The sequence below is a fragment of the Streptomyces sp. CA-249302 genome (assembly GCF_050936785.1).
GTDB lineage: Bacteria > Actinomycetota > Actinomycetes > Streptomycetales > Streptomycetaceae > Streptomyces.
Window position 1 is genome coordinate 290,827 of record NZ_JBNJMG010000001.1, and the last position, 24,547, is coordinate 315,373.

General features: G+C 71.1%; 21 protein-coding genes and 1 pseudogene. 13 read left to right on the forward strand and 9 right to left on the reverse strand.

Features of this window, described 5'->3' with window-relative positions; translation table 11 throughout:
- Positions 1-51 precede the first annotated feature (51 nt).
- Entirely contained in the window at positions 52-1,476 is a 1,425-nt protein-coding gene (locus tag ACQEWB_RS01295) for a phytoene desaturase family protein (RefSeq protein ID WP_432826083.1), read from the reverse strand.
- A 93-nt stretch (positions 1,477-1,569) separates the two neighbouring features.
- Positions 1,570-2,559, reverse strand: a complete 990-nt coding sequence (locus ACQEWB_RS01300) for a DUF5937 family protein (RefSeq protein WP_432826085.1) — start codon at positions 2,557-2,559, stop codon at positions 1,570-1,572.
- Positions 2,560-2,669: 110 nt separating this feature from the next.
- Between ACQEWB_RS01300 and ACQEWB_RS01305 the strand changes: the two genes are divergently transcribed.
- The 3 genes from ACQEWB_RS01305 (at position 2,670) to hemC (ending at position 5,751) form a co-directional block, all read left to right on the forward strand.
- The gene (locus tag ACQEWB_RS01305; protein ID WP_432826087.1) at positions 2,670-3,854 is read left to right on the forward strand and encodes an MFS transporter; all 1,185 of its coding nucleotides are present in this window, start codon (positions 2,670-2,672) and stop codon (positions 3,852-3,854) included.
- Positions 3,855-3,895: 41 nt separating this feature from the next.
- Positions 3,896-4,753, forward strand: a complete 858-nt coding sequence (locus ACQEWB_RS01310; RefSeq protein ID WP_432826089.1) for a hypothetical protein — start codon at positions 3,896-3,898, stop codon at positions 4,751-4,753.
- Positions 4,754-4,815: 62 nt separating this feature from the next.
- On the forward strand, positions 4,816-5,751 hold the full coding sequence (gene hemC / locus ACQEWB_RS01315) for a hydroxymethylbilane synthase (protein WP_432826091.1): 936 nt from the start codon (positions 4,816-4,818) through the stop codon (positions 5,749-5,751).
- A 25-nt stretch (positions 5,752-5,776) separates the two neighbouring features.
- On the opposite strand, the gene ACQEWB_RS01320 is transcribed toward hemC, so the two are convergent.
- The 4 genes from ACQEWB_RS01320 to ACQEWB_RS01335 all read right to left on the reverse strand — a co-directional run bounded on the left by ACQEWB_RS01320 (position 5,777) and on the right by ACQEWB_RS01335 (position 8,608).
- Positions 5,777-6,301: a hypothetical protein gene (locus tag ACQEWB_RS01320; protein ID WP_432826093.1), complete on the reverse strand. Its 525-nt coding sequence runs from the start codon at positions 6,299-6,301 to the stop codon at positions 5,777-5,779.
- 192 nt (positions 6,302-6,493) lie between these two features.
- Positions 6,494-7,348: an ABC transporter permease gene (locus ACQEWB_RS01325; RefSeq protein ID WP_432826095.1), complete on the reverse strand. Its 855-nt coding sequence runs from the start codon at positions 7,346-7,348 to the stop codon at positions 6,494-6,496.
- Positions 7,308-8,159 carry an ABC transporter ATP-binding protein gene (locus ACQEWB_RS01330; RefSeq protein WP_432826097.1) on the reverse strand — a complete coding sequence of 284 codons (852 nt, stop codon included), beginning with the start codon at positions 8,157-8,159 and terminating at the stop codon, positions 7,308-7,310. Before ACQEWB_RS01330 ends, ACQEWB_RS01325 begins: the two co-directional genes overlap by 41 nt.
- Positions 8,156-8,608: a MarR family winged helix-turn-helix transcriptional regulator gene (locus tag ACQEWB_RS01335; RefSeq protein ID WP_432826099.1), complete on the reverse strand. Its 453-nt coding sequence runs from the start codon at positions 8,606-8,608 to the stop codon at positions 8,156-8,158. The genes ACQEWB_RS01330 and ACQEWB_RS01335 overlap by 4 nt, the downstream gene beginning before the upstream one ends.
- A gap of 226 nt (positions 8,609-8,834) precedes the next feature.
- On the opposite strand from ACQEWB_RS01335, the gene ACQEWB_RS01340 reads away from it, so the two are divergent.
- On the forward strand, positions 8,835-9,629 hold the full coding sequence (locus ACQEWB_RS01340) for an RNA polymerase sigma factor SigF (RefSeq protein ID WP_432826101.1): 795 nt from the start codon (positions 8,835-8,837) through the stop codon (positions 9,627-9,629).
- Between the two features lie 15 nt (positions 9,630-9,644).
- Here ACQEWB_RS01340 and ACQEWB_RS01345 read toward each other — a convergent pair whose 3' ends face one another.
- The gene (locus ACQEWB_RS01345; RefSeq protein ID WP_432826103.1) at positions 9,645-9,986 is read right to left on the reverse strand and encodes an ANTAR domain-containing protein; all 342 of its coding nucleotides are present in this window, start codon (positions 9,984-9,986) and stop codon (positions 9,645-9,647) included.
- 161 nt (positions 9,987-10,147) lie between these two features.
- Here ACQEWB_RS01345 and ACQEWB_RS01350 point away from each other — a divergent pair, with 161 nt between their 5' ends.
- Complete coding sequence (locus tag ACQEWB_RS01350) at positions 10,148-10,942, forward strand: VOC family protein (protein ID WP_432826105.1); 795 nt, start codon at positions 10,148-10,150, stop codon at positions 10,940-10,942.
- 12 nt (positions 10,943-10,954) lie between these two features.
- Here ACQEWB_RS01350 and glgX read toward each other — a convergent pair whose 3' ends face one another.
- Positions 10,955-13,102 carry a glycogen debranching protein GlgX gene (gene glgX / locus ACQEWB_RS01355; RefSeq protein WP_432826107.1) on the reverse strand — a complete coding sequence of 716 codons (2,148 nt, stop codon included), beginning with the start codon at positions 13,100-13,102 and terminating at the stop codon, positions 10,955-10,957.
- Positions 13,099-13,602, reverse strand: coding sequence for a pep a2 (locus tag ACQEWB_RS01360; RefSeq protein ID WP_432826109.1), 504 nt, complete (start codon positions 13,600-13,602; stop codon positions 13,099-13,101). Before ACQEWB_RS01360 ends, glgX begins: the two co-directional genes overlap by 4 nt.
- Before the next feature lie 246 nt (positions 13,603-13,848).
- On the opposite strand from ACQEWB_RS01360, the gene ACQEWB_RS01365 reads away from it, so the two are divergent.
- The 8 genes and pseudogenes from ACQEWB_RS01365 to ACQEWB_RS01400 all read left to right on the forward strand — a co-directional run bounded on the left by ACQEWB_RS01365 (position 13,849) and on the right by ACQEWB_RS01400 (position 24,437).
- Entirely contained in the window at positions 13,849-14,148 is a 300-nt protein-coding gene (locus ACQEWB_RS01365) for a DUF5133 domain-containing protein (RefSeq protein WP_432826111.1), read from the forward strand.
- A 72-nt stretch (positions 14,149-14,220) separates the two neighbouring features.
- Positions 14,221-16,188 carry an alpha-1,4-glucan--maltose-1-phosphate maltosyltransferase gene (locus ACQEWB_RS01370; RefSeq protein WP_432826113.1) on the forward strand — a complete coding sequence of 656 codons (1,968 nt, stop codon included), beginning with the start codon at positions 14,221-14,223 and terminating at the stop codon, positions 16,186-16,188.
- 25 nt (positions 16,189-16,213) lie between these two features.
- Positions 16,214-17,932 (forward strand): maltose alpha-D-glucosyltransferase, encoded by a 1,719-nt coding sequence (gene treS / locus ACQEWB_RS01375; RefSeq protein ID WP_432826115.1) that lies wholly within the window; start codon positions 16,214-16,216, stop codon positions 17,930-17,932.
- Between the two features lie 28 nt (positions 17,933-17,960).
- On the forward strand, positions 17,961-19,283 hold the full coding sequence (locus tag ACQEWB_RS01380) for a maltokinase N-terminal cap-like domain-containing protein (RefSeq protein WP_432826117.1): 1,323 nt from the start codon (positions 17,961-17,963) through the stop codon (positions 19,281-19,283).
- Positions 19,284-19,287: 4 nt separating this feature from the next.
- On the forward strand, positions 19,288-21,492 hold the full coding sequence (glgB, locus tag ACQEWB_RS01385; protein ID WP_432826119.1) for a 1,4-alpha-glucan branching enzyme: 2,205 nt from the start codon (positions 19,288-19,290) through the stop codon (positions 21,490-21,492).
- Between the two features lie 96 nt (positions 21,493-21,588).
- Positions 21,589-22,082, forward strand: a pseudogene (locus ACQEWB_RS01390) (glutamate-cysteine ligase family protein); the annotation flags it as partial.
- A 95-nt stretch (positions 22,083-22,177) separates the two neighbouring features.
- Positions 22,178-22,390, forward strand: coding sequence for a hypothetical protein (locus ACQEWB_RS01395; RefSeq protein ID WP_432844407.1), 213 nt, complete (start codon positions 22,178-22,180; stop codon positions 22,388-22,390).
- A gap of 139 nt (positions 22,391-22,529) precedes the next feature.
- Complete coding sequence (locus ACQEWB_RS01400; protein WP_432826121.1) at positions 22,530-24,437, forward strand: AMP-dependent synthetase/ligase; 1,908 nt, start codon at positions 22,530-22,532, stop codon at positions 24,435-24,437.
- Positions 24,438-24,547 lie beyond the last annotated feature (110 nt).

A 24,547-nucleotide genomic window follows, 5' to 3' on the forward strand; every position in this document is an offset into this window, starting at 1 on the left:
ATTCGATGGCAAGCGGCACGCTGTGACGAGAAGCACAGGCTCCTGGGCGCCCTACCCGCGCGCGCTCCGCAGGTACCGCAGCGCCGACTCGGCCGCATGCGCTCCGCACATGCCGTGCGCCCCGGCGCCCGGGGGCGTGGCGGCCGAGCAGATGAACATGCCGGGTACGCCCGTGGCGTACGGGTCCAGGGCGGGGCGTGGGCGCGCCAGCAGTTGGCGGACGGTGTTGGCGCCGGTGACGATGTCCCCGCCGACGAAGTTCGGGTTGTACTCCTCGAAGGCGGCCGGCGCGCGCACCGCCCTGCCGACGACTCGCTCGCGGAAGCCGGGCGCGAACCGTTCGAGCTGCCCGACGATCGCCTCGGTCGCGTCACCGTCGTAGCCGTACGGCACGTGCGCGTACGTCCAGACCGGGTGGACGTCTCCGGCGGAGCGCTGCGGGTCGGCCAGGTACTGCTGACCGACGAGGACGAACGGCCGCGCGGGCATCCGGCCCAGGCACACGTCCTGTTCGGCGGCGGCGACCTCCTCGAAGGTGCCGCCGAGGTGCACGGTGCCCGCTCGCCGGGCCGCCTCGTGGGTCCAGGGCACCCCGCCCTCGACCGCGAAGTCCACCTTGAAAGCGCCCGGCCCGTGCCGGTACCGGCGGTAGGCGCGGGCCACCCGGGCCGGCAGCCGGTCGCCGAGGACATCGGCGACCGCGCTCGGCGTGAGGTCGAACAACACCACGTCGGACGGCGGGAGTCGATCCGCCGTCCGCACCCGGACACCGGTCTCGATCCGGCCGCCCCGCTCCCCCAGCAGGGCCGCCAGCGCATCGCTGATCGCGCGGGAGCCGCCCGCCGCCACCGGCCAGCCGTACTGGTGCCCCGACGCGATGATCGACACCCCGATGGCGGCCGTCGCGGGCCGGTGCAGCGGCCGGAAGGCGTGCGCGGCGACACCGCCGTACAGCGCCCGGGCCGCCTCCGTGCGCCACAGCCGCGCCAGCACGGAGGCGGGCAGCAGCGCCTGGACGCCGAAGCGGGCCAGGAGCAAGGGGTGGTGCGGTACGCGGGTGAGCGGGCCCATGAAGTCCTCGGCCAGCGCGTCGAAGTGCTCGCCGAGCGGCCCGAAGAGCCGCTCCCACCGGGCCCCGTCGGGACGGCCGAGCCCTTCGGCGGTCCGCCGCACCGACCGGTGCAGCACGCCCGCGGCGCCGGAGTCGAGCGGGTGCACGCAGTCGATCTCCGGCAGGCACCAGCGCAGCCCGAACCGTTCCAGGCCGAGGGTGCGCAGGAAGGGCGAACCGGCCGCCATGGAGTGGATGGCCGAGCAGTGGTCGTGCAGCAGGCCCGGCGTCAGCTCGCTGGTGCGGGTGCCGCCGCCGATGGTGTCCGCCGCCTCCAGCACGGTGACGTCGATGCCCTCGCCCGCGAGCCGGACGGCCGCCGCGAGCCCGTTGGGCCCGCTGCCCACGACGACGGCTGTGCTCATGGGGGCTCCTCGTGGCGAGGGTGCGGCGACCGACTCGCTGCTCCCTGTCGATGCTAGTTCGGCAGTGGTACGACCACCTGCACGGCGCCCGCCCTATCCCCCTGCCACCAGCGCGTTCCCCAGCGCCGTCCGCTCGTACCGCACGTAGTACCCCTGGCGCCGTGCCCCGAGGAGTCCCGCCTCCCGCAGGGCCGTCAGATGGGCGGACACCGTGGACGGTGCCAGGCCGTGCCGGTCGGCGAGTTCCGTGGTCGCGGCGGGGAATGTCAAGTCGGCAAGGAGCGCGGCGCGTTGGCGGCCCAACAGGCGGGCGAGGGCGGCGGGCGGGTGTCCCGGCGGGGCGGTGTGGAGGCGGCCCATGCCCAGGGCCGGGTAGATGACCGTCGGCTGCCAGGGGCGGGCGAAGCCGCTCACGACGTCCGGCCACACGAACACGCTCGGCATGAGCAGGATGCCGCGCCCGTCCGGCGGCTGCGCGTCCGCCTGCTCCCCGTACAGCCGCAGGGTGAGGGTGTGGGCGGCCCAGTCGACCGTGGGGTGCAGCCCGGTGAGCAGCGCGTCCAGGCCTCCGTCGGCGGCCCGGCGGGCGCGGTGGGCGATGTCGGCCTCCAGGACGGCGCGGTGGCGTGGCCAGTCCGGGGCGAGCAGGGCGTGCCAGGCGAGTTCGGTGAGGTCGGCGAGGCGGCGGACGCTTCCGGCGGGGTCATCGAGGGCGATACGACCCTGCGGCGACTCGGCGAGGCCGGGCGTGCAGGCGAGTGAGCGGGCCATCTCGGCGCGGGCCAGGGCGGGGTCGGTGGCGCGCATCCGGGCGAGTTCGTCGTCGATGGAGGGGTACGGCTCCTCGGGCGGCGGGCCCAGGAAGTCGGGGGTGTAGCCGCCGGGGCGGGGGACGAACAGCCACAGCGGCGACAGGTCGAGGCCGGCCAGGGTGCGGTCCATACGGCGCAGCCATGCCCGGTGGTAGCCGCGCCTGGCCGGGCGGCGCAGCATGCGCAGCGCCTCATGGGTCTGGCACAGCGGCGAGATCGCGAACCGGCAGCGGGTCAGGTCGTCCGAGCCCAGGTGCAGGGTCAGCGGCAAGGCGACCTCCGTACGCGATTCCGATTCGGTCAGGAGCGAAACAGTAGAAGCCCTTCCCCGGGCCCGGCACGCTTGCCCCCGTTGTTCCCGACACCCCGGAGGGCACCTGGATGGGCAGCGTACGTCCGGCCGCGTGGCGCAGGGGCGCCGTCGTCGCGGCGCTGATGCTGGCGACGTTCACCTTCAACACCACCGAGAACCTCCCGGTGGGCCTGCTCTCGCTCATGGCGGCCGACCTGCACGTGTCGCTCGGCGCCGTCGGCGTCCTCGTCACCGGATACGGCCTCACCGTGGCCGCCGTGTCCCTCCCGTTCGCCCGCGTCACCCGCTCGATGCCCCGCCGGTATCTGCTCGCCGGCCTCCTCGGACTGCTCACCGTCGCCAGTTGGGCGTCGGCGCTGCACGCGGTCTCGTACGGGCTGCTGCTGGCCGCACGCGTGGTCACGGCGCTCGCGCAGGCCGCGTTCTGGGTGGTCGTGGGGCCGGTCGCGGTCGGGCTGTTCCCGCCCGAACGGCGTGGCCGGGTCATGGGGTTGCTGTCGGTCGGCGGTTCGCTGGCCACGGTGGGCGGCGTCCCGGCGGGCACCTGGCTCGGCGGCCACAGCGGCTGGCGGACGCCGTTCGTGGTGCTCGGCGTGCTCGCGCTCGTCTCCCTCGTCGTCGTAGCGGCCCTGCTCCCGACCTCCCGCCCCGAGGAGAACCACGCGGCGTACGGCGCCGCCCCGGACCGGCGCCGGTTCCTCGCCGTCGTCGCCACCAGCGCCCTGTCGGTGACCGGGGTGTTCGCGGCGTTCACATACGTCGTCGCCTTCCTCGACGAGGTCGGCGGGTTCGGCGAGGACGCCGTCAGCGGTGTGCTGTTCGCGTTCGGGGCGGCGGCGCTGGCCGGTGTCGCGCTCGCGGGGCCGCTGCTCGACCGTTTCCCGCGCGGCACCCTCATCGTCCCGGTGGTCACGCAGGCGGTGGCCCTGCTCGGCCTGTACGCGGGCGGCGGCAGCCAGGTGGCGGCGGTCGCGCTGTTCATGCTGTTGGGCGCCTCGGTCGCGCCCTTCTTCATGGCCTCGCAGAGCCAGGTGCTGCGGTTGGCTCCGGGCCGCACCGAGACGGCGCTCGCGGCCAACTCGATGGCCTTCAACGTGGGCGTGGCCGCCGGAGCCCTGCTCGGCGGCGGCCTGCTGCCCGTCGTCGGCGTACGGGGCACGTTCCTGGTCGGCGGCCTGCTCACGGTGGGCGCGCTCGCGGTGCTGACCTGGCCCGAGGCCCGGGTGCCCGCCTCGGTCGCGGAGTCGCCGTAAACGCGTGGATCACCGGTACAGGGTGTCGCTACTGTGCGCGCATGGACGGGGAAGAGACATGGGACGACGCGCGGGAGCTGTTCGAGGCGCTGCACGACCACACCGGGCCGGACGCGTACACGGCCGTGCTGGAACCGTGGCTCGCGCGGGCGGAAGGGGCGTACCGCGAGGAACTCGTCGAGGGCGTCGCACTGCTGGTCCGGACGACCGCCGACGGCCTGGACGGGCGATGCCAGGACCCTCTGTGGGAGCTGTACGCGCTCAGCCGCGTCAGCGATCTGCTCCTGCTGCCCTGCCAGCCACCCGGTGACCCGGACGAGCCGTCGACGGCGACCGTGACAACGGCCCAGTACCTGGAGCTGTTCGGCCGCCTGGGCATGACCCCGTTCGAGGAGACCGAGGCCTTCGACCCCTTCCTGCACGAGATCGTGGAGGTCGACCAGACGGAGGATCCCGACGAGCCGATCCGGATCACCGGCCTCGTCTGGCCCGGACTGCGGCACGGCAGCCTGCTGTTCAACCGGGCCGGAGTCCGAGTGCGGGCCGGGGTCCGGCACGCCGAGCGAGGGGTGGCCGACCGCTCCCCGCTCTACTGGAGCCATCGACGCCGGCACCGCCCGACCGTCGACCTGTCCCAGGGCTGGGGCCACAACTCGCAGTGGCGTACGGACTTCCGGGTCGACCTTCGCACCGCGACCGGCGACGAGGTCAACGTCTGCGCGAACGGCGAGGGCATCGACGTGCCCTGGACCGGCGCCCTGCTGACACCGGACGAGCGCTGGGAACTCCTGCGTCACCGCTGCCTGCTGCGCACCCCGGTCAAGGCCGCCGAGATGGCCGAAACGCCCCGCTGGCAGGAGGAGTTCTTCCCCTTCGGCTGGCGGCTGCCGACGGCGTGATCCGCGTCCCGATTGGAGCAGTACGGCACAGCCACCCCTTCCGGGAGGTCTATCGTGTCCGCATGTCCGTCCCTGAACTCATCCGTATCGTCTCCCGCGACTCGCCCATGGCACTCGCCCAAGTGGAGCGTGTCCGCGCCGAGTTGGCGGTCCTGCATCCCGGTGTGCGGACCGAGGTCGTGCCGGTGAAGACGACCGGTGACAAGTGGATGGGCGATCTGTCCCAGGTGGAGGGCAAGGGGGCGTTCACCAAGGAGGTGGACGCCGCGCTGCTGGCGGGCGAGGCCGACCTCGCGGTGCACTGCGTCAAGGACGTGCCGGCGGACCGACCGCTGCCGGCCGGCACGACGTTCGCCGCGTTCCTGAAGCGGGACGACATCCGCGACGCCCTCGTGCACCCCGGTGGCCTCACCCTGGACGAGCTCCCGGACGGCACCCGGATCGGCACCTCCGCGGTGCGTCGTACGGCCCAACTGGCGGCCACCCACCCGCATCTGGAGTGCGTGCCGTTCCGCGGGAACGTCAACCGGCGGCTGGCCAAGCTGGCGGCCGGCGAGGCCGACGCGCTGCTGGTGGCGATGTCGGGGCTGGACCGGCTCGGCCGCCAGGACGTGATCACCGAGGTGCTCTCGCCGGAGACGATGATGCCGCCGATCGGCGCGGGCATCCTCGCCCTTCAGTGCCGGGAGGGCGACACCGAGCTGATCGACGCGGTCAGCGGGCTCGGCGATCCGGACACGCACCGGGAGGCCACCGCCGAGCGGATGTTCCTGCACGTCCTCCAGGGCCACTGCAACAGCCCGATCGCCGGGTACGCGCACGTGGACCACGGCGGCGAACTCTCGCTGCGGGCCTGTGTGTTCACCCCCGACGGCAAGACGCGGCTCAACGCCCACGAGTGGGCGGGCCGACTGGATCCGGCCACGCTGGGCACCTCGGTCGCCGTGGCGCTGCTGCGTCAGGGCGCCCGCGAGCTCATCGACGGCATCCCGCACTGAGCCGAGGGCCGTGCGTCGGCACCGCTCAGGCGGTGCCCTCCTCCGCCTGGTCCCGCAGGAAGTTGCTCACCTGGTGGGCCAGGCCGCCGTCCCGGCCGGGGCAGGCGTGGGCGCCGACGGTCTCCTCGTGCAGTCCGATGCCGCCCGCCCACAGCCGGCGCTCGGCCCAGTCGTCGTCGACGCGCAGCTGGATCTGGACGTCGACCTGGCCCAGCGAGGCCTCGGGGCCGGCCGCGTACAGCACGGCCGTGGCCCGGCGCAGCGGGTAGACGTCGAAGCCCTCGATGAACTGCGAGTTGCGCCAGTCGATGAACGCGGCCTCGCCGTCGGGCCCGATCCGCACGTCGATCTGGCCGTCCTCCAGGTGGATGGTGGAGTGCCGGCTGCCGCGGTTCTCGACGGTCACACGGACACTGAAGTACGTCAGCCCCTCGGCGGCGTCGTCCCGTCCCCGGGGCGGCTCGGTGGCTTCCAGCCGGTGGACGCGGACACGCAGACCGGCATGCTCGTCGTACTCCTGCCAGTCCCCGACCACGTTCGGCTCGTACACAGTCCACCTCTTCGCCCTCAGTGAGCTGCTTCCTATCTGTGTGCTCAGTGCACTGTCAAATGAGCAGAATGCGCTGTGGCCAGCGAATTCACCCCCTTTGATCGCTGATCAAGCCGTGCGCAGGAACAATCCCCGAAGCGCCCCTCGCATGCGCGGGCGCGTGCGTGCCGCACATCACGTTCCGGCCCTTGATCAGCGGGCGAGGCGGCCGAGGAGCGAGGAGGCGGCGGCGATGCCGAGCGCGGCGGCGACGGCCAGGACGCCGAAGTCGAGCGCCACGTGCGCGTGCGTGCCGAGGAGGAGGCCGCGCAGGGCGTCCACCTCGTAGCTGAGCGGGTTGGCCTTGCTGACCGCCTGGAGCCAGCCCGGCATGACGGAGACCGGGTAGAGGGCGTTGGAGCCGAAGAACAGCGGCATGGTGATGGCCTGTCCGAAGCCCATGAGGCGGTCGCGGCTGAGCACGATGCCGGCGATGGTCATCGACAGGCAGGAGAAGAAGGCGGAGCCGAGGACCACGACGGCCGCGACACCGAGCAGCTTCAGCGGGTTCCAGGTCAGGGCGACACCGAGCAGTGCCGCGATGACCACCACGACGATCGCCTGGACCAGCGACTTGATGCCGGCCGCGAAGGCCTTGCCGGTGATCAGCGCCGATCGTGGAGTGGGCGTGACCAACAGCTTGTTGAGGATGCCGGCGTCGCGCTCCCAGATGATCTGGATGCCGTAGAAGATGGCGATGAACATCGCGGACTGGGCGATGATGCCGGGTGCCATGTAGTCGATGTAGGGGATGCCGCCGGTGGGGATCGCCCGGATACGGGTGAAGGTCTGACCGAAGATCAGCAGCCACAGCGCGGGCTGCACGGCCCGGGTGTAGAGCTCGGTGCGGTCGTGGCGCAGCTTCTGCAGTTCGACGGCGCACATCGCGATCACCCGGGCGGGCAGCAGCCGCCAGCCCGCGCGCGGCTCGGGTGCCTTCAGCAGCAGGGATATGGCGGCCGCCGGGTCAGCCGACGCGGTTGGCGGTGCGACGGGCGCTTCGGACATCGCGGAAATCTCCTGACTTGTCGTCGAGACCGCTGCCCGCGACCTCGCGGAAGACGTCCTCCAGGGTGGGCAGCGACTGGCCGACGGCTCCTCCGGCGGCGCGCCGGCGTTCGCCGAGCCCCTCCCGGAGCTCGGCCGGGGTGCCGAGGGCCCGGATGCGGCCGCGGTGCATGAGGCCGACCCGGTCGCAGTACTGGTCGGCCTCGTCCATGTAGTGGGTGGTCACCAGGACCGTCATGCCGGTGGCGGCGCGTACGGCGTTGATGTGCTCCCACACGCCGGTGCGGGCGATCGGGTCGAGCCCGATGGTCGGCTCGTCGAGGATCAGCAGCCGGGGCGCGCTGACCAGCGCCTGGGCGAGTTCGAGACGGCGGATCATGCCGCCGGAGTAGGTCTTGGCGAGCCGGTCGGCGGCGTCGGTGAGGTCGACGGCGGTCAGGGCCTGGGCGACCCGTTGGTCCCGTTCGCGGCGGGATACGTCGAAGACGCGGGCGAACAGGGCGACGTTCTCCCGCCCGGTGAGCCCTGCGTCGGCGGACAGCTGCTGCGGTACGTACCCGAGCAGACGCCGTACCGCCATGCGGTCGCCGGCCGTGTCGTTCCCGAAGACGCGGACCATTCCGGCGGGGACCGGGAGCAGGGTGGTGATGCACCGGATCGCGGTCGTCTTCCCGGCGCCGTTGGGGCCGAGCAGGCCGAAGACCTCGCCCTCCGCCACCGACAGATCGAGCCCGTCCACCGCGTTGGTCTCGCCGAAGGAATAGGCGAGCCCGGTGCAGCTGACGGCCTCCGTGTTCCCGTCCCGCGTCATGACTCCTCGGCCTCCTCGTGCAGGTTGTCGGCGAGTTTGCGCAGCGCCGGGATCGCCGCGCGCAGCGCCTCCCGGTCCGCCTCGTCGAGTCCGGACAGCCCGTCCCGTACGAGTTCCGCCCGCAGCTTGCGCCACTCGGCGAGCCTCGCCTCGGCCGCCGGGGTCGGCATCAGCCGGGCGGCACGTCGGTCGGCGGGGTCGGTCTCGCGGACCAGATAGCCCTGCCGGGAGAGCTGGTTGACCAGTGTCGACACCGAATTGCCGGCCAGGTGCAGCTCCTTGGCGGCGTCCGAGATTCCGATGCCGGGCCGGGACACGACCAGGCGCAGCAGCTCGACCTCGGCGCCGCGCAGCTGCGGTGCGATCCGCCGGCGCAGCCGGCGGCGGAGGAGCCGCTGGACGCCGATGAGGGCGTCGATCAGCTCGTCCGGGAAGGTTTCCGGTTCCACGCCGGGAAGATTACCTCTGTAGCAGAGGTAATGAACCCAAGGGGCGGTCAAGCATTGGCGTAATGACCTATTTGTTTCGAAAGCCCGAATGCCGGGCATGCGCATTACGTGCTTCGGACCGGAGGCACATCCGTGGGAGCCGGCAAGGCCCCGGATGTCTCCGCAGGTCCGAGCCCGCGCCTCCCACGGTGTCCGTCCAACGGCACCTCTGAGGGAGGTGCGCGCGATGCGCATCACCACCAGCAGAACGAAACCCCACCCGCACGACGACGCCCCCGACACGGCCGAGGCCTTCGAGCGGCTCGCCCGCATGCCCGCCGGTCCCCGGCGTCAGGCGCTGCGGGACGAGCTGGTCCGGGCGTGGCTGCCCCTGGCGGAGCGGATCGCGGTGCGGTTCAAGGGGCGCGGCGAGAATCTCGAGGATCTCCACCAGGTCGCGGCGCTCGGTCTGGTCAAGGCCGTCGACCACTACGACCCGGCCCGCGGCCACGCCTTCGAGGCGTACGCGGTACCGACGGTCACCGGCGAGATCAAGCGGCACTTCCGCGACCACATGTGGACGCTGCACGTGCCGCGCCGGGTCCAGGACCTGCGCAACCGTGTCCGGCAGGCCACGAAGGAGCTCTCGCAGACGACGTCGGGGCGGGCACCGACCGTCGCCGAGATCGCCGATCGGGCACAGCTGACCGAGAGCCAGGTGCGCACCGGCATGGAAGCCCTGGACTGCTTCTCCGCGCTGTCGTTGGACGCCGAGATGCCCGGCACCGACGGCTACGCGCTGGCGGACGCGATCGGCGGGCCCGATCCTGCGTACGACGTGGTCGTCGACCGGGTGTCCGTCGGTCCCTACCTCCTGGCGCTCCCCGAGCGCGAGCGCACCATCCTCTACCTGCGGTTCTTCCGGGGCATGACCCAGAGTCGCATCGCCCAGCAGCTGGGCATCTCGCAGATGCACGTCTCCCGGCTGCTCAGCGGCTGTTTCGCCCAGCTGCGCGAGGAGCTGGTCGCCGGGGCCGGCTGACACCCCCGGGCGGCTTCACTCCGGCGGGCCCTCGGGGATCTGCGTCGGGCCGTGGCGGTCGAGGGCGTCCTCCAGCTCGGCGCTGATCCCGGCGGGCATCTCCCCGCTGCGTCCCCAGATCAGGATCAGTTCCGCGACGTTGCGGAGCTTGATGTTGGTGTGCTGCGAGACGTCCTTCAGTACGGCCCAGCCCTGGTCCGGGGTCACCCGGCCGAGCGCGACGACCATCCCGATCGCCTGGTCCACGACGGCGTGCGAGGCGACGGCCGCCCTCAGCTGGTCGACTTCCTCTTCCAGCTCGAAGATGCGGTCCGTACCGTCGGCGGGTTCCCGCGCTCCTGCTGCCACGCGTTCCATCGTCGTCACTCCCCCGGCCCTGTGCCAGTGGGCCGCGCACGGGCGACACGCCCGTTTCGGTGCCGCCTCCAGGGTACTCGGCAGGCGCACGGGGCGGTTCCGGTTGGACACTGGTAGCAGACCGGTGGCCGCCGGTCCGACGAGACCAGGACGCGACTGCCATGAACCACGACATGACACGCCGTAGCGGCCCGAGGAACGTCGTCTCCTCGCACTCCGTGTTCGGCGCGCCCTGCTGGGTCAGCCTGACCAGCCGTGACCTCGACGCGACGGAGGAGTTCTACCGGGCCGTGCTGGGGTGGCAGTGGCGCTCCGGAAAGCTCGGCGACCGCTTCCGGATCGCGATGGTGGGCGGCACGCCGGTCGCCGGGATCGCCGGTCTCGCCTCGATGTGGCAGATGGCGGTGGCATGGACGCCGTACTTCGCCGTGCCGAGTGCGGACGAGGCCGCGGCCCGGGCCCAGGAACGCGGCGGCACGGCGGCGGTCGGGCCGCTCTCCTTCCCGCCGGGTCGGGCGGCGCTGCTGGCCGACCGGGACGGGGCGACCTTCGGGGTCTGGGAGGGGGAGCTGTTCGCCGACTGGGAGAAGTGGCAGCGGGCGGCGCCGACGTTCATCCGCCTGCATACGCGCGACGCCTTCGACGCGGCGATCTTCTACGGCGAGGTTCTGGACTGGGCGAGTGGGCGGCCCGGTTGTTGTGAGGTGCGGTACGAGGGGGGCGAGGTGGTGTTGCGCAGCCAGGGGGTCGTGGTGGCGCGCATCGAGTCCGGGGCACTGGGGGCCGCGCCGGATCCGACCATTCGGCCGCACTGGCAGATCCACTTCACGGTGGAGGACGTGACGGCCTGCGTGCGGGCCGCGGAGAAGCTCGGGGGGAGTGTGCTGTCGAAGGGCGGCGACGAAGCGGTGTTGCGGGACGCGGACGGGGCGCAGTTCACGGTCGTCGGAGTATGACCCGGAGTGTGACTACAGGGCTCTGGGCGAGGGCCTCGACAGGAGGACCAGGCTGCGTCGCTCGACCGACAGCCGTGCGTTCGCCTTGTGTTCCGTCTCGTCCGGGGGGCCTTGTGGGGCGGCCGTGTTGATCAGGGGGGTCCAGCGTTCTCCGTAGTCGAGGTCCGGGAGTTGGAACTCCACCGGTTCCCAATGGCTGTTGAGCAGGAGCAGGAAGGAGTCGTCCACCACCGGGCGGCCCTGCGGGTCGGGTTCGGCGATCGCGTCGCCGTTGAGGAAGACCGCCACCGAGTGGGCGTCGGGGTGGTGCCAGTCCTCCTCCGTCATCTCCCGGGCGTCGGGAGCCAGCCAGACCAGGTCGGGCAGGGGCTGGTCGGCGCGGGTCGCCGTGTCGCCGCGGAAGAAGCGGCGGCGGCGCAGCACGGGGTGGGCGGCCCGTAGGGCGATGACGTAACGCGTGAAGTCGGTGAGTTCACGTTGCTCCTCGGTCAACCGCCAGTCGACCCACGAGACTTCGCTGTCCTGGCAGTAGGCGTTGTTGTTGCCCCGCTGGGTACGGCCGAGTTCGTCGCCGTGACAGAGCATCGGGATGCCCTGGGAGAGGAACAGCGTGGCCAGGTGGTTGCGTTGCTGGCGGGCGCGCAGGTCCAGGACCGCGGGGTCGTCGCTGTCGCCCTCCGCACCGCAGTTCCAGGAGCGGTTGGTGCTCTCGCCGTCCCGGTTGCTCTCGCCGTTGGCCTCGTTGTGCTTCTCGTTGTACGACACCAGGTCGCGCAGGGTGAAGCCGTCGTGCGCGGTGACGAAGTTGACGCTGGCCCGCGGGCGCCGCCGGCTGTGCTGGTACAGGTCGGAGGAGCCGGTCAGGCGGGAGGCGAACTCGCCGAGGGTGTGCGGTTCGGCCCGCCAGAAGTCGCGTACGGCGTCCCGGTACCTGCCGTTCCACTCCGACCACAGCGGCGGGAAGTTGCCGACCTGGTAGCCGCCCTCACCGACGTCCCAGGGCTCGGCGATGAGCTTCACCCGGCTGATCACCGGGTCCTGCTGGATCAGGTCGAAGAACGCCGACAGCCGGTCCACCTCGTGGAACTGCCGGGCCAGCGTGGCCGCGAGGTCGAAGCGGAAGCCGTCGACGTGCATCTCGGTCACCCAGTAGCGCAGCGAGTCCATGATCAGTTGCAGGACGTAGGGGTGCCGCATCAGCAGGCTGTTGCCGGTGCCGGTGGTGTCGTAGTAGTGGCCCCAGTCGCCGTCCACCAGGCGGTAGTACGAGGCGTTGTCGATGCCGCGGAAGGAGAGCGTGGGGCCCTTCTCGTTGCCCTCGGCCGTGTGGTTGTAGACGACGTCGAGGATCACCTCGAGGCCGGCCGCGTGCAGCGCCTTCACCATCGACTTGAACTCGGTGACCTGCCCGCCGCGCGAGCCGCGGGCGGCGTAGGCGTTGTGCGGGGCGAAGAAGCCGATCGTGTTGTAGCCCCAGTAGTTGGAGAGCCCGCGGTCCTGGAGGACGCCGTCCTGGACGTACTGGTGCACCGGCATCAGCTCGACGGCCGTCACGCCCAGCGAGGTCAGGTGCTCGATCACCGCGGGATGCGCCAGACCGGCGTAGGTGCCGCGGAGTTCGGCGGGGACCTCGGGGTGGGTGCGGGTCAGGCCGCGGACGTGGGCCTCGTAGATGACGCTGTCGGCGTACGGCCGTCGTGGTGGCCGGTCGTCGCCCCAGTCGAAGGTCGGGTCGGTGACCACGCCGAGCATGGTGTGGCCGGCGCTGTCGGACCGGGACGGGCCGTCCGGTGCGCGTTCGACGAGTGAGGCGTGGTTGTCGATCTGGCCGTCCACCGCCCTGGTGTACGGGTCGAGGAGCAGCTTCGCCGGATTGCAGCGGTGGCCCAGCTCCGGGTGCCAGGGGCCGTGCACCCGGTAGCCGTAGCGCTGTCCGGGGCCGATGTCGGGCAGGTAGCAGTGCCAGACGAAGCCGTCCACCTCGGTGACCGGGACGCACCGCTCGCCGCCCTTTTCGCCCACGAGGATCAGTTCGACGTGCTCGGCGACCTCGCTGAAGAGGGCGAAGTTGGTGCCCTTGCCGTCGAAGGAGGCGCCCAACGGGTAGGGGTGCCCGCTCCACACGGGCACCCCTGCCTTGCGGCGGCGCTTCGCCGTCACCGGGCGGCTTCCAGGACACCGCTCGCCGGACCCGGCAGGATGTCGGCAGGCACCTCGCGCGGAATCTGGCGCACCTCGCGCAGGCTCGGCGCGGGAGCCACCGGCACCAGGGGCATCCGCTCGCCGGCTCGGGCCCGCTGCGAGAACCAGATCACCTTGCTGCCGGTGTCCGTGGCACAGCAGCCCCAGCCGTCGCTGGTCGCCGCGATGCGCTCCAGGCAGGAACGCAGGTCCTGGTCGGGCCGCAGGTCGCAGTCGTTCTCCCCCACGGCCGTGATCAGGTGCTGGCCGTTCCACCACATCTCGATCGAGGTGGCCTTGTCCGTCGCGTGCTCGTCGATGGCCTTCAGCAGCAGCTCGGCGCTGCGGCAGACGGGCTCGACCAGTGTCTCGAGGTCCCAGAGCCGGAGGTGAGCGGCCAGGATGCGGTTGACCTGGCCGACCCGCTCGGAACTGACTTCCACGTCGAGGTGGTAGTAGCAGGGCACTGCGGTGTTCATCGTCGTTGGCTCCTCACCGGCGATTCCCTCGCTCCTTCTCGCCCCTGCGGGACGAGCCCCGAACGCGAAGCGTGAGCACTGGTCGCTCCTGAGTCACCTCAAGAGTGGGAGCGCTACGCCATTCGTGCAACACGAGAGCACCACCGAGGTGGTTGAACACCCAACAAGACGTTGCGTGGTCGCCCGTGCACCATGTGTGAAGACCTCTGTGCGCGTGCGGATCCGACCCGGAAGGTGAACGGCGTCATGCTGCTACCGGCCAAAGCCGAAGTGGCCCGGCAACTGCGGCGGTACCGGGCCTGGGAGCGCCTCATGCTCGCCTCGCCCGCCGACCGCACGGTGCGGACCACCTTCGAGGACTCGGGGTACACGCTGTGCGTGCTGATGGGCAAGCGCTGTGCGCGCGAGGCCGCGGACGCCGCCGAGCGCTATCTGCGGTCCACGCTGGTCGCCTATCTCCGGGAGCAGGACGAGCGGCCGCCGACCGGCGCCGTTCTCCGGAGCGTCTCGCCGGCACCGTACCGGCGTTCCCCCGCGGGCAGGTGACTGCGCCCGACGCGGCTCGTATCCCCGACCGGGCAGGCGGGCCCGGTCCCCAGCACGGCGGAGGTGAGATCCATGAGTACGACTCCGGCCATCGGCCGCATCCCGGTGCGTGACGTCCACCCCGTGGTCGAATGCGGCAGGCGTCCGGCGAAGGCGGTCGCGGGCGAGACCTTCGAGGTCACCGCGACCGTGTTCCGCGAGGGGCATGACGCGGTCGCCGCCAACGTCGTCCTGACCGGCCCCGACGGCTGCCACGGCCCGTGGACGCCGATGCGTGAACTGGCCCCCGGCACCGACCGCTGGGGCGCCGAGGTCACGCCGACCTCCGAGGGCCACTGGACGTACCGCGTCGAGGCCTGGGGCGACCCGGTCACCACGTGGCGTCATCACGCCCGCATCAAGATCCCGGCCGGCATCGACGTCGGCCTGGTCCTGGAGGAGGGCGCCGACCTCTTCGAGCGCGCGGCGGCCGGAGTGCCCGCGGACGAGGGGCGTACGGCGGTGCTGGCGGCGGCGGAGGCCTTGCGCGACGACTCGATGGCGGTCGACGCGAGGCTGGCGGCGGCGTTGACGCCGGAGGTGGACGCGGTCCTGGCCGCGCATCCGCTACGGGAGTTCGTCACCGCCTCCGACACCCTCCCCCTCCTGGTCGAACGGGAACGCGCCCTGTACGGCGCCTGGTACGAGTTCTTCCCCCGCTCCGAAGGCACCCCCGAGCAGCCGCACGGCACCTTCCGCACCGCCGCCCGACGCCTGCCCGCGATCGCCGCGATGGGCTTCGACGTCGTCTACCTCCCCCCGATCCACCCCATCGGCACCACCTACCGCAAGGGCCCCAACAACACCCTCTCCGCCGGCCCCGACGACGTCGGCGTGCCCTGGGCCATCGGCTCCCCCGAAGGCGGCCACGACAGCGTCCACCCCCAACTGGGCACCATCGAGGACTTCGCCTGGTTCGTGCAGCAAGCCCGGGCACACGGCCTGGAGATCGCCCTCGACTTCGCCCTCCAGTGCTCCCCCGACCACCCCTGGGTGCAAAAACACCCCGACTGGTTCCACCACCGCCCCGACGGCACCATCGCCTACGCCGAGAACCCGCCCAAGAAGTACCAGGACATCTACCCCATCGCCTTCGACACCGACCTCGACGGCCTCATCGCCGAAACCCTCCGCGTGCTGCGGCTGTGGATGTCGCACGGGGTACGGATCTTCCGCGTCGACAACCCGCACACCAAACCGGTCCTGTTCTGGCAACGCGTGATCGCCGAGATCAACCGCACCGACCCCGACGTGATCTTCCTCGCCGAGGCCTTCACCCGCCCCGCGATGATGCGCACCCTCGCCCAGACCGGCTTCCAGCAGTCCTACACCTACTACACCTGGCGCACCGGCAAACAGGAACTCACCGACTACCTCACCGAACTCTCCACCGAGACGGCCGCCTACATGCGGCCCAACTTCTTCGTCAACACCCCCGACATCCTGCACGAGTTCCTCCAGCACGGCGGCCGCCCCGCCTTCGAGATCCGCGCCGTCCTCGCCGCCACCCTCTCCCCCACCTGGGGCGTCTACAGTGGATTCGAGCTGTGCGAGAACGTCCCGCTGCGCGACGGCAGCGAGGAGTACCTGGACTCGGAGAAGTACCAACTCCGCCCCCGTGACTGGGAGTCGGCCGAACGCGAAGGCCGCAGCATCGCTCCGCTCATCACCCGACTCAACGCCGTCCGGCGCCGTCACCCGGCCCTGCACCGGCTTCGGAACCTGCGCTTCCATGCCACCGACAACGACATGGTCATCGCGTACAGCAAGACCTCGGGCCCGGACACGGTCCTCGTCGTCGCCAACCTCGACCCTCACCACACCCAGGAGGCCACGGTCTCGTTGGACATGCCGCGACTCGGCCTGGAACAGCACGCATTCGTGTCGGCGCACGACGAACTGACGGGTGAGACCTATCACTGGGGCAGGAACAACTATGTGCGCCTGGAACCCGGACGGAACCCGGCACACGTGCTCCACGTCCAGCGGTCGTCCGCGTAGTCACCGATCGGAGGGTCAGAGCCTCATGACTGTCAACCAACCCGTCCCGGACACCTTCGAGGACACCCCCGCCAAGGACCGCGACCCGGATTGGTTCAAGCGCGCGGTCTTCTACGAGGTCCTCGTCCGCTCCTTCCAGGACAGCAACGGCGACGGCGTCGGCGACCTCAAAGGCCTGACCGCGAAACTCGACTACCTCCAATGGCTCGGCGTCGACTGCCTCTGGCTCCCGCCCTTCTTCAAATCCCCCCTGCGGGACGGCGGTTACGACGTCTCCGACTACACCGCCGTACTGCCGGAGTTCGGCGACCTCGCCGACTTCGTGGAATTCGTCGACGCCGCCCACCACCGCGGCATGCGCGTCATCATCGACTTCGTCATGAACCACACCAGCGACCAGCACCCGTGGTTCCAGGAATCCCGCAAGAACCCCGACGGGCCCTACGGCGACTACTACATGTGGGCCGACGACGACAAGCAGTACCCCGACGCCCGCATCATCTTCGTCGACACCGAGGCCTCCAACTGGACCTTCGACCCGGTGCGGGGACAGTACTTCTTCCACCGCTTCTTCTCCCACCAACCCGACCTCAACTACGAGAGTCCGGCGGTACAGGAGGAGATCCTGGCCGCCCTCCGCTTCTGGCTGGACCTGGGCATCGACGGGTTCCGTCTCGACGCCGTGCCTTATCTGTACGCCGAGGAAGGCACCAACTGCGAGAACCTGCCGGCCTCCCACGCGTTCCTGAAGCGTGTCCGCCGAGAGATCGACTCGATGTATCCGGACACCGTGCTGCTGGCGGAGGCCAACCAGTGGCCGGAGGACGTCGTCGACTACTTCGGCGACTTCCAGAGCGGCGGCGACGAATGCCACATGGCATTCCACTTCCCCGTCATGCCACGGATTTTCATGGCCGTACGACGGGAATCCCGCTACCCCGTCTCGGAAATCCTCGCCAAGACCCCCGCCATCCCGTCGAACTGCCAGTGGGGCATCTTCCTGCGCAACCACGACGAGCTCACCCTCGAAATGGTCACCGACGAAGAGCGCGACTACATGTGGGCCGAATACGCCAAGGACCCGCGGATGCGCGCCAACATCGGGATCAGGCGCAGGCTGGCCCCGCTCCTGGACAACGACCGCAACCAGATCGAGCTGTTCACCGCCCTGCTCCTGTCGCTGCCCGGATCACCGATCCTCTACTACGGCGACGAGATCGGCATGGGCGACAACATCTGGCTCGGCGACCGCGACGCCGTACGCACCCCCATGCAGTGGACGCCCGACCGCAACGCGGGCTTCTCCTCCTGTGATCCGGGGCGCCTCTCCCTCCCCGCGATCATGGACCCCGTCTACGGGTACCAGGTGACGAACGTCGAGGCCTCCATGTCCTCGCCGTCCTCGCTGCTGCACTGGACCCGCCGCATGATCGAGATCCGGAAGCAGAACCCCGCCTTCGGACTCGGCTCGTTCACCGAGCTCCAGTCGTCCAACCCGGCGGTCCTGGCCTTCCTGCGTGAGTACGGCGACGACCTCGTGCTGTGTGTCAACAACTTCTCGCGGTTCGCCCAGCCCACCGAGCTCGATCTGCGCGAGTACGACGGGCGCCATCCGGTGGAGCTGATCGGCGGGGTGCGTTTCCCGGCCATCGGTGAGCTGCCGTATCTGCTGACCCTGGCCGGTCACGGTTTCTACTGGTTCCGGCTCACCCGAGTCGCATCCCGCATCGGCCGCCGAGCCTGAGCCCGCGCCGAGGAAAGGACGCGTCACCATGGCGAACACCGCGTTCGTCCGACCGAGACCTGCCGTCGTCACCGACCCCATGGCCTCGCTCTCCGGGCTGCTGCGGGAGTGGCTGCCCAGGCAGCGCTGGTTCGCGGGCAAGGACCGGCCCGTCACCGAGCTCGGACTGCTGTCGCTGACCGAGCTGTTCCCGGGCTGTCTGCATCTGCTGGTGCGCGCGGGGGACGACTGCTACCAGTTGCTGCTCGGTGTACGGCAGCATCTGTCGCCGCGGCACGGCCGGGCGCTGATCGGCAGGGCGGAGGCCGGTCCGCTGGCCGGGATGACGGTGTTCGACGCCTTGCAGGAGCCCCGGTCGGCGCAGTTGCTCCTGGAGCGGCTGCGCAGTCCCGGCGGCGCGGGTCCGTTGCGTTTCGAGGCCGATCCGTCCGTGCCGGTGCCCTCCGGGCTGGTGCCCCGGGTCCTGGAGGCCGAGCAGTCCAACTCCTCGCTGGTGTACGGCGACGAGCTCATCCTCAAGGTGTTCCGGCGCGTCCAGCCCGGCGTCAACCCCGATCTGGAGGTGCCGGGCGCGCTGGCCGGGCAGGGCTGCGGGCGGGTGCCCGCGCCGGTGGCGTGGTTCCGGACGACGTATCCGCAGGAGATGACGCTGGGAGTGCTCCAGCCGTTTCTGCGGGACGCCTCGGACGGCTGGGCGCTGGCTCTGCGGGCGCTCGCCGCGGGCGACGACTTCACCGCGGAGGCGCGTGAGTTGGGGCAGGCCACGGCGGAGGTGCACCTCGCGCTGGCCGCCTCCTTCCCCACCGGCGCCCACGACGAGGGGGTGCGTACGGCGTCCGCGATGGCCGAGCGCCTGGACGCCGCCGCCGACACCGTGCCCGCGCTGCGCCCGTACGTGCCCGGGCTGCGTACCGCCTTCGGTGCGCTCGTCGCCTGCGATCCCGGCCCGCCGGCCCAGCGCATCCACGGAGATCTGCACCTGGGGCAGGTGCTGCGGGCCGGCCGGGACTGGTTCGTCATCGACTTCGAGGGCGAGCCGTCCCGTCCGCTCGCCGAGCGGCGCAGCACCCACTCCCCGGTGCGGGACATCGCGGGCATGCTGCGTTCCTTCGACTACGCGGCCCGGCAGCGCCGCCCCTGGCGTCCGGAATGGGCGCGCCGCTGCCGCGAGGCCTACTGCGCGGGCTATGCCGACCGGGCCGGCTGGGACCCGCGGAAGAAACACGGTCTGCTGCGTGCCTATGAGACGGACCGGGCAGTGTACGAGGTGTTGTACGAGGCCAGACACCGTCCGGACTGGCTTCCGGTACCCATGGCGGCGATCGAGCGTCTCGCCGTGAGAGGAGGCTGAAGCGATGGCCCTGCGCGACACCTCGCTCCCCGAGCCGTCCGGCCCCGCGCTCTGCGCGACCGCCCCGCCCCTGGCCACCGATGACCGTGAACGGCTGCTGACCGGCAGACATCACGACCCGCACGCGCTGCTCGGCGCCCACCCGGTCGCGGGCGGCATCGCCTTCCGGACGCTGCGGCCGTACGCCCGGGCGGTGAGTGTCGTCGTCGCCGGGGAGCGGCACAAGCTGGCCTCGGAGGGGGACGGGATCTTCTCCGGCCTGCTGCCCCTCGCCGAAATCCCCGCGTACACGCTGCTGGTGACGTACGCGGACGGTGAGCACGAGGCCGCCGACCCGTACCGCTTTCTGCCCGCCCTCGGCGAGCTGGACCTGCACCTCGTCCGCGAGGGCCGGCACGAGCAGCTGTGGAAGGCGCTCGGCGCCGAGCCGATGACCCACCAGGGCGTGACCGGCACCCGGTTCACCGTGTGGGCGCCGAACGCCCAAGGGGTCCGGGTCGCCGGGGAGTTCACCTGCTGGGACGGCACCGCCCTGCCCATGCGGTCGCTGGGCGCCTCCGGGGTGTGGGAGCTGTTCGTGCCCGGCATCGGCGAGGGCGCCCGCTACAAGTTCGAGATCACCTCCCGCCACGGCGGCCGCTTCCTCAAGGCCGACCCGATGGCTCGCGGCACCGAGGTGCCGCCCGCTACGGCGTCGGTGGTGACGGCCGCGCACTACGAGTGGGGCGACGCGGAGTGGATGGCGCACCGCGGGGACACGCCCGTGCACGAGGCGCCGTTCTCCGTGTACGAGGTCCATCTGCCGTCCTGGCGACCGGGGCTGACGTACCGTCAACTCGCCGACCAGCTCCCCGCGTACGTGAAAGAGCTGGGCTTCACGCACGTCGAGCTGATGCCAGTCGCCGAGCACCCGTACGGCCCTTCCTGGGGCTATCAGGTGACCTCCTACTACGCGCCGACCTCGCGGCTCGGCACTCCGGACGATCTGCGGTATCTGATCGACGCCCTGCACCAAGCCGGCATCGGCGTGATCATGGACTGGGTGCCCGCCCATTTCCCCAAGGACGACTGGGCGTTGGCCCGCTTCGACGGGGATCCGCTGTACGAGCCCGGGGACTCGCGGCGGGCCGAGCATCCCGACTGGGGGACGTACGAGTTCGACTTCGGGCGGGTCGAGGTGCGCAACTTCCTTGTCGCCAACGCCGTTTACTGGTGCGAGGAATTCCATATCGATGGGCTGCGGGTGGACGCGGTGGCGTCCATGCTCTACCTCGACTACTCGCGTGACTCGGGCCAGTGGACGCCCAATGTGCACGGCGGGCGGGAGGATCTGGACGCGGTGGCGTTCCTTCAGGAGATGAACGCGACCGTGTACCGTCGGGCGCCGGGCGTGGTGACCATCGCCGAGGAGTCGACGGCCTGGGACGGGGTGACCCGGCCCACCGACAGTGGCGGTCTGGGGTTCGGCCTGAAGTGGAACATGGGCTGGATGCACGACTCGCTGGGCTATATGGCGCACGAGCCGGTGCACCGCAAGTACCACCACAACGAGATGACCTTCTCGATGGTGTACGCCTACAGCGAGAACTACGTGCTACCGATCTCGCACGACGAAGTCGTGCACGGCAAGCGGTCGTTGGTGTCGAAGATGCCGGGCGACTGGTGGCAGCAGCGGGCCGGTCACCGTGCGTATCTGGGCTTCATGTGGGCCCATCCCGGCAAGCAACTCCTCTTCATGGGGCAGGAGTTCGCGCAGGGCGCGGAGTGGTCCGAGACCCACGGGCCCGACTGGTGGCTGCTCGACCCCGGCTACGGCGCGGAGGCCGACCACCGCGGGGTGCGGGATCTCGTCCGCGACCTCAACACGGTGTACACGCGGACACCGGCGCTGTGGCAGCGGGACATCGATCCGGGCGGGTTCCGGTGGGTGACGGCCGACGCCGCCGAGGACAACGTCATCGCCTTCCTGAGGTTCGCCGCCGACGGGAGCCCGCTGCTCGCCGTCTCCAACTTCTCCCCGGTGGTGCGCGACGGCTACCGCCTCGGCGTCCCCGAGGACGTGCCCGCCTGGCGGGAGGTCCTCAACACCGATGCCGCACGGTACGGCGGCGGCGACGTGACCAACCCCGACGACCTCAAGCCGGAGTCGGGAAGGATCTCGCTCACCCTGCCGCCGCTCGCGACGGTGTGGCTGACCCCGTTGAAGTGACGATCACCGGGGTACTCGGGCGTCGTATCGCAGGGCGGCGTCGGAGAAAGGCGGCCTCAGGCGCGGACCGTCGGAGCGGAGGAGGAACTCCTCCTGGTGGACCCGGAGACCGGTCAGCCGAGGGCGTTGTCCGCCGCGGTGCTCGCCCGTGCGACGCAGGACGGCGCCGACGCGGGGGTGTTCGAGAAAGAGCGGTACGGGCAGATGCTGGAGTTCGCCACGCATCCCCAGGCCGACATGGCGGATCTGGCCGCCGAGATCGTCCGCTGCCGCCGGGAGGCCGCCCGGCACGCGGGCGGGATCGGCTGCACGGTCGCCGCGCTCGCGAGCTCGCCGCGCAGGAACAGCTCGTGTGCGGCTGTCACGTCCATGTCGCCGTCGACTCCGACGAGGAGGGCGTCGCCGTACTCGACCGCATCCGGCCCTGGCTGTCGGTGCTGGCGGCGCTCAGCGCCAACTCCCCTTTCTGGCAGGGCAGGGACACCGCCTACGCCGGTTACCGCAGCCGGGTGTGGCCGCGCCGGCCGTCGGCCGGGCCGACCGAGGTGTTCGGGTCCGCCGAGCGCTACCACCGGCTGATGGCCGACATGGTGGCGAGCGGGGTGATCCTCGACGAAGGCATGGTCTACATCGACGCCCGGCTGCCCGCTCCGGACTCACCGGCGAGCTGCTCCACCCCGCGACGATGCGCCGACTGCCCGCCGGGACGGTGGTCGCCGGACTGCTGGAGCACGTCGGGGACGCGCTCGCCGAAAGCGGCGACCTGGAGCGCGCCCGCACGGGCTGCGCACTGCTCCTCGACGGCGGTACCGGCGTCGAGGTCCAGCGCGGTCTGCTGGAGCGGACGGGGAGTCTGCGCGAGGTCGTCACGGCGTGCGCGCGCCACACCCGGGAGTGATCCGACATCGCGAGATCATCACAGGTCCGTCACTTCGCACGTTCCGGTCACCATCCGCTCCCACCTGGGCTAGATTCGAGCACCGTCGACAACGGAACTCGTCGACGTGGTCACCCTCCGTACAGTTCAGGAGCAGCGCATGCGCGACGTCGCCCTCGCTCCCCCGACCATTTCACCCCTGACCGGCGGACTGGCCGACACCATCTTCGACACCGCCGCCCTCGACCCCACCCTTCCGCTCCTCGCCCGCCGCACCGACCCCTCCTCCAGCACGTGGGAGGAGGTGACCGCGGTCGAGGTGCGGGACGAAGTGGTGGATCTGGCCAAGGGATTGATCGCGTCCGGGATCTCGCCGGGCCACCGCGTCGCGATCATGGCGCGCACGCGTTACGAGTGGACGGTGCTCAGTCACGCGCTGTGGGCCGTCGGCGCCGAGGTCGTGCCGATCTATCCGACCGCCTCGCGCGACCAGGTGGAATGGGTACTCAGGGACGCCGCCTGCGTGGCCGTGGTGGTGGAGGACGAGCAGGCGGTGATGACCGTCGGCTCGGTGTGCGGATCGCTGCCGTTGCTGCGGCACGTCTGGCAGTTGGACGCGGGCGCCATGGACGACCTGGTCCGGCGCGGCGAGTTCATCCCCCTCGCGACCGTCGACTCGCTGCGCCGCATCGTGCTGCCGGACTCGGCGGCCGCCATCAGCTACACCTCGGGGACCACGGGCCGCGCGCTGGGCTGTGCGCTCAGCCACCGCAACCTCGCGAGCGCCTGCGACGTACTCCTGCGCGGCTGGGGCCACACCGTGGTCCCCCCGGGCGAACGGCAGGCGACGGTGCTCGCCTTCCTGCCCTTCTCCCATGTGTACGGCCTGCTCGTCCAGACGCTGTGCATCCGCGGCGGCATGCAGATGGCGCACGAGCCCGACATGAGCGAGGAGGCGCTGTCGGCCTCCCTGCGCACCTTCCGCCCCACCTATCTGTGCGCGGTCCCCTCACTCCTGGAGAAGATCTACAAGAACTTCCTGCGCACCGCCCAGGAGGCGGGCCGCGGGGCGCTGTTCGAGCGGGCCGCGGACACGGCACGGGACTTCGCGGCGGCGCTGGAACGGCAGCGGCTGGGCGGCGGTTCGGGCCCCGGCTTCGATCTCAGGCTGCAACACGCCCTGTTCGAGCGGACGGTGTACCGCAAGCTGCGCGCCGCGCTCGGCGGCCGGGTGGTCCGGGCGACGTCCGGCGGCTCCTCCCTCAGCCGCGAACTCTCCCTCTTCTACGAGGGCATCGGGATCTACGTCAACGACGGGTACGGCCTCACCGAGGCAGCCGGCGGCGTCACCGCGCAGCCACTCGGCCGGGAGATGTCGGGAACCGTCGGGCAGGCCCTGCCGGGCAACGACATCATCGTGGCCGACGACGGCGAGATCCTGGTCCGCGGGCCGTCGGTGTTCCACGGCTACATCAATGCCGAGGCGGCGACGCGATCCGTGCTGCGCGGCGGCTGGCTGGCCACCGGGGACCTGGGACGGCTGGACTCCGAGGGCTATCTGACGATCACCGGCCGCAAGAAGGACATCATCGTCACCAGCAGCGGCAAGAACGTCGCCCCGGCCGCCCTGGAACAGCGGCTGCGGATGCATCCGCTGATCCACCAGGCGGTCGTCGTCGGCGACAACCGTCCCTGCGTCGGCGCGCTGATCACCCTCGATCCCAAGTTCGTCGCGTACTGGCGCGGTTCGCTGTCGCTGCAGAGCGACACCCCGAGCCACCAGGCCCGCGAGGAGAACGCGCTGCGGGAGGAGATCGGGCGGGCCGTGGCCGCGGCCAACAGCGCCGTGTCGCGCTCGGAGTCGATCCGGGTCTTCCGGGTGCTGCCGGACCAGTTCGACACCGCCAACGGGCTCATGACGCCGTCCATGAAGCTGCGCAGGGACGCCATCGTGAAGCACTACGCGTTCGAGATCGACGCGATGTACCAGGCCCGCACCCGCCAGCCGCGGCAGAGCGCGATGGAGGAGCTGTCGAGCTGGGACGAGGCGGACAACGTCTTCCGCTGATCGGCCCATGAACGGCAAGGTTGTCCTCGACGCGTTCGTCTGCCTGCCGCACCCAGCTGGCGGAACGGCTGGAGGCACGGTGGGATCGATGTGGTGCGTGCAGCGATCCA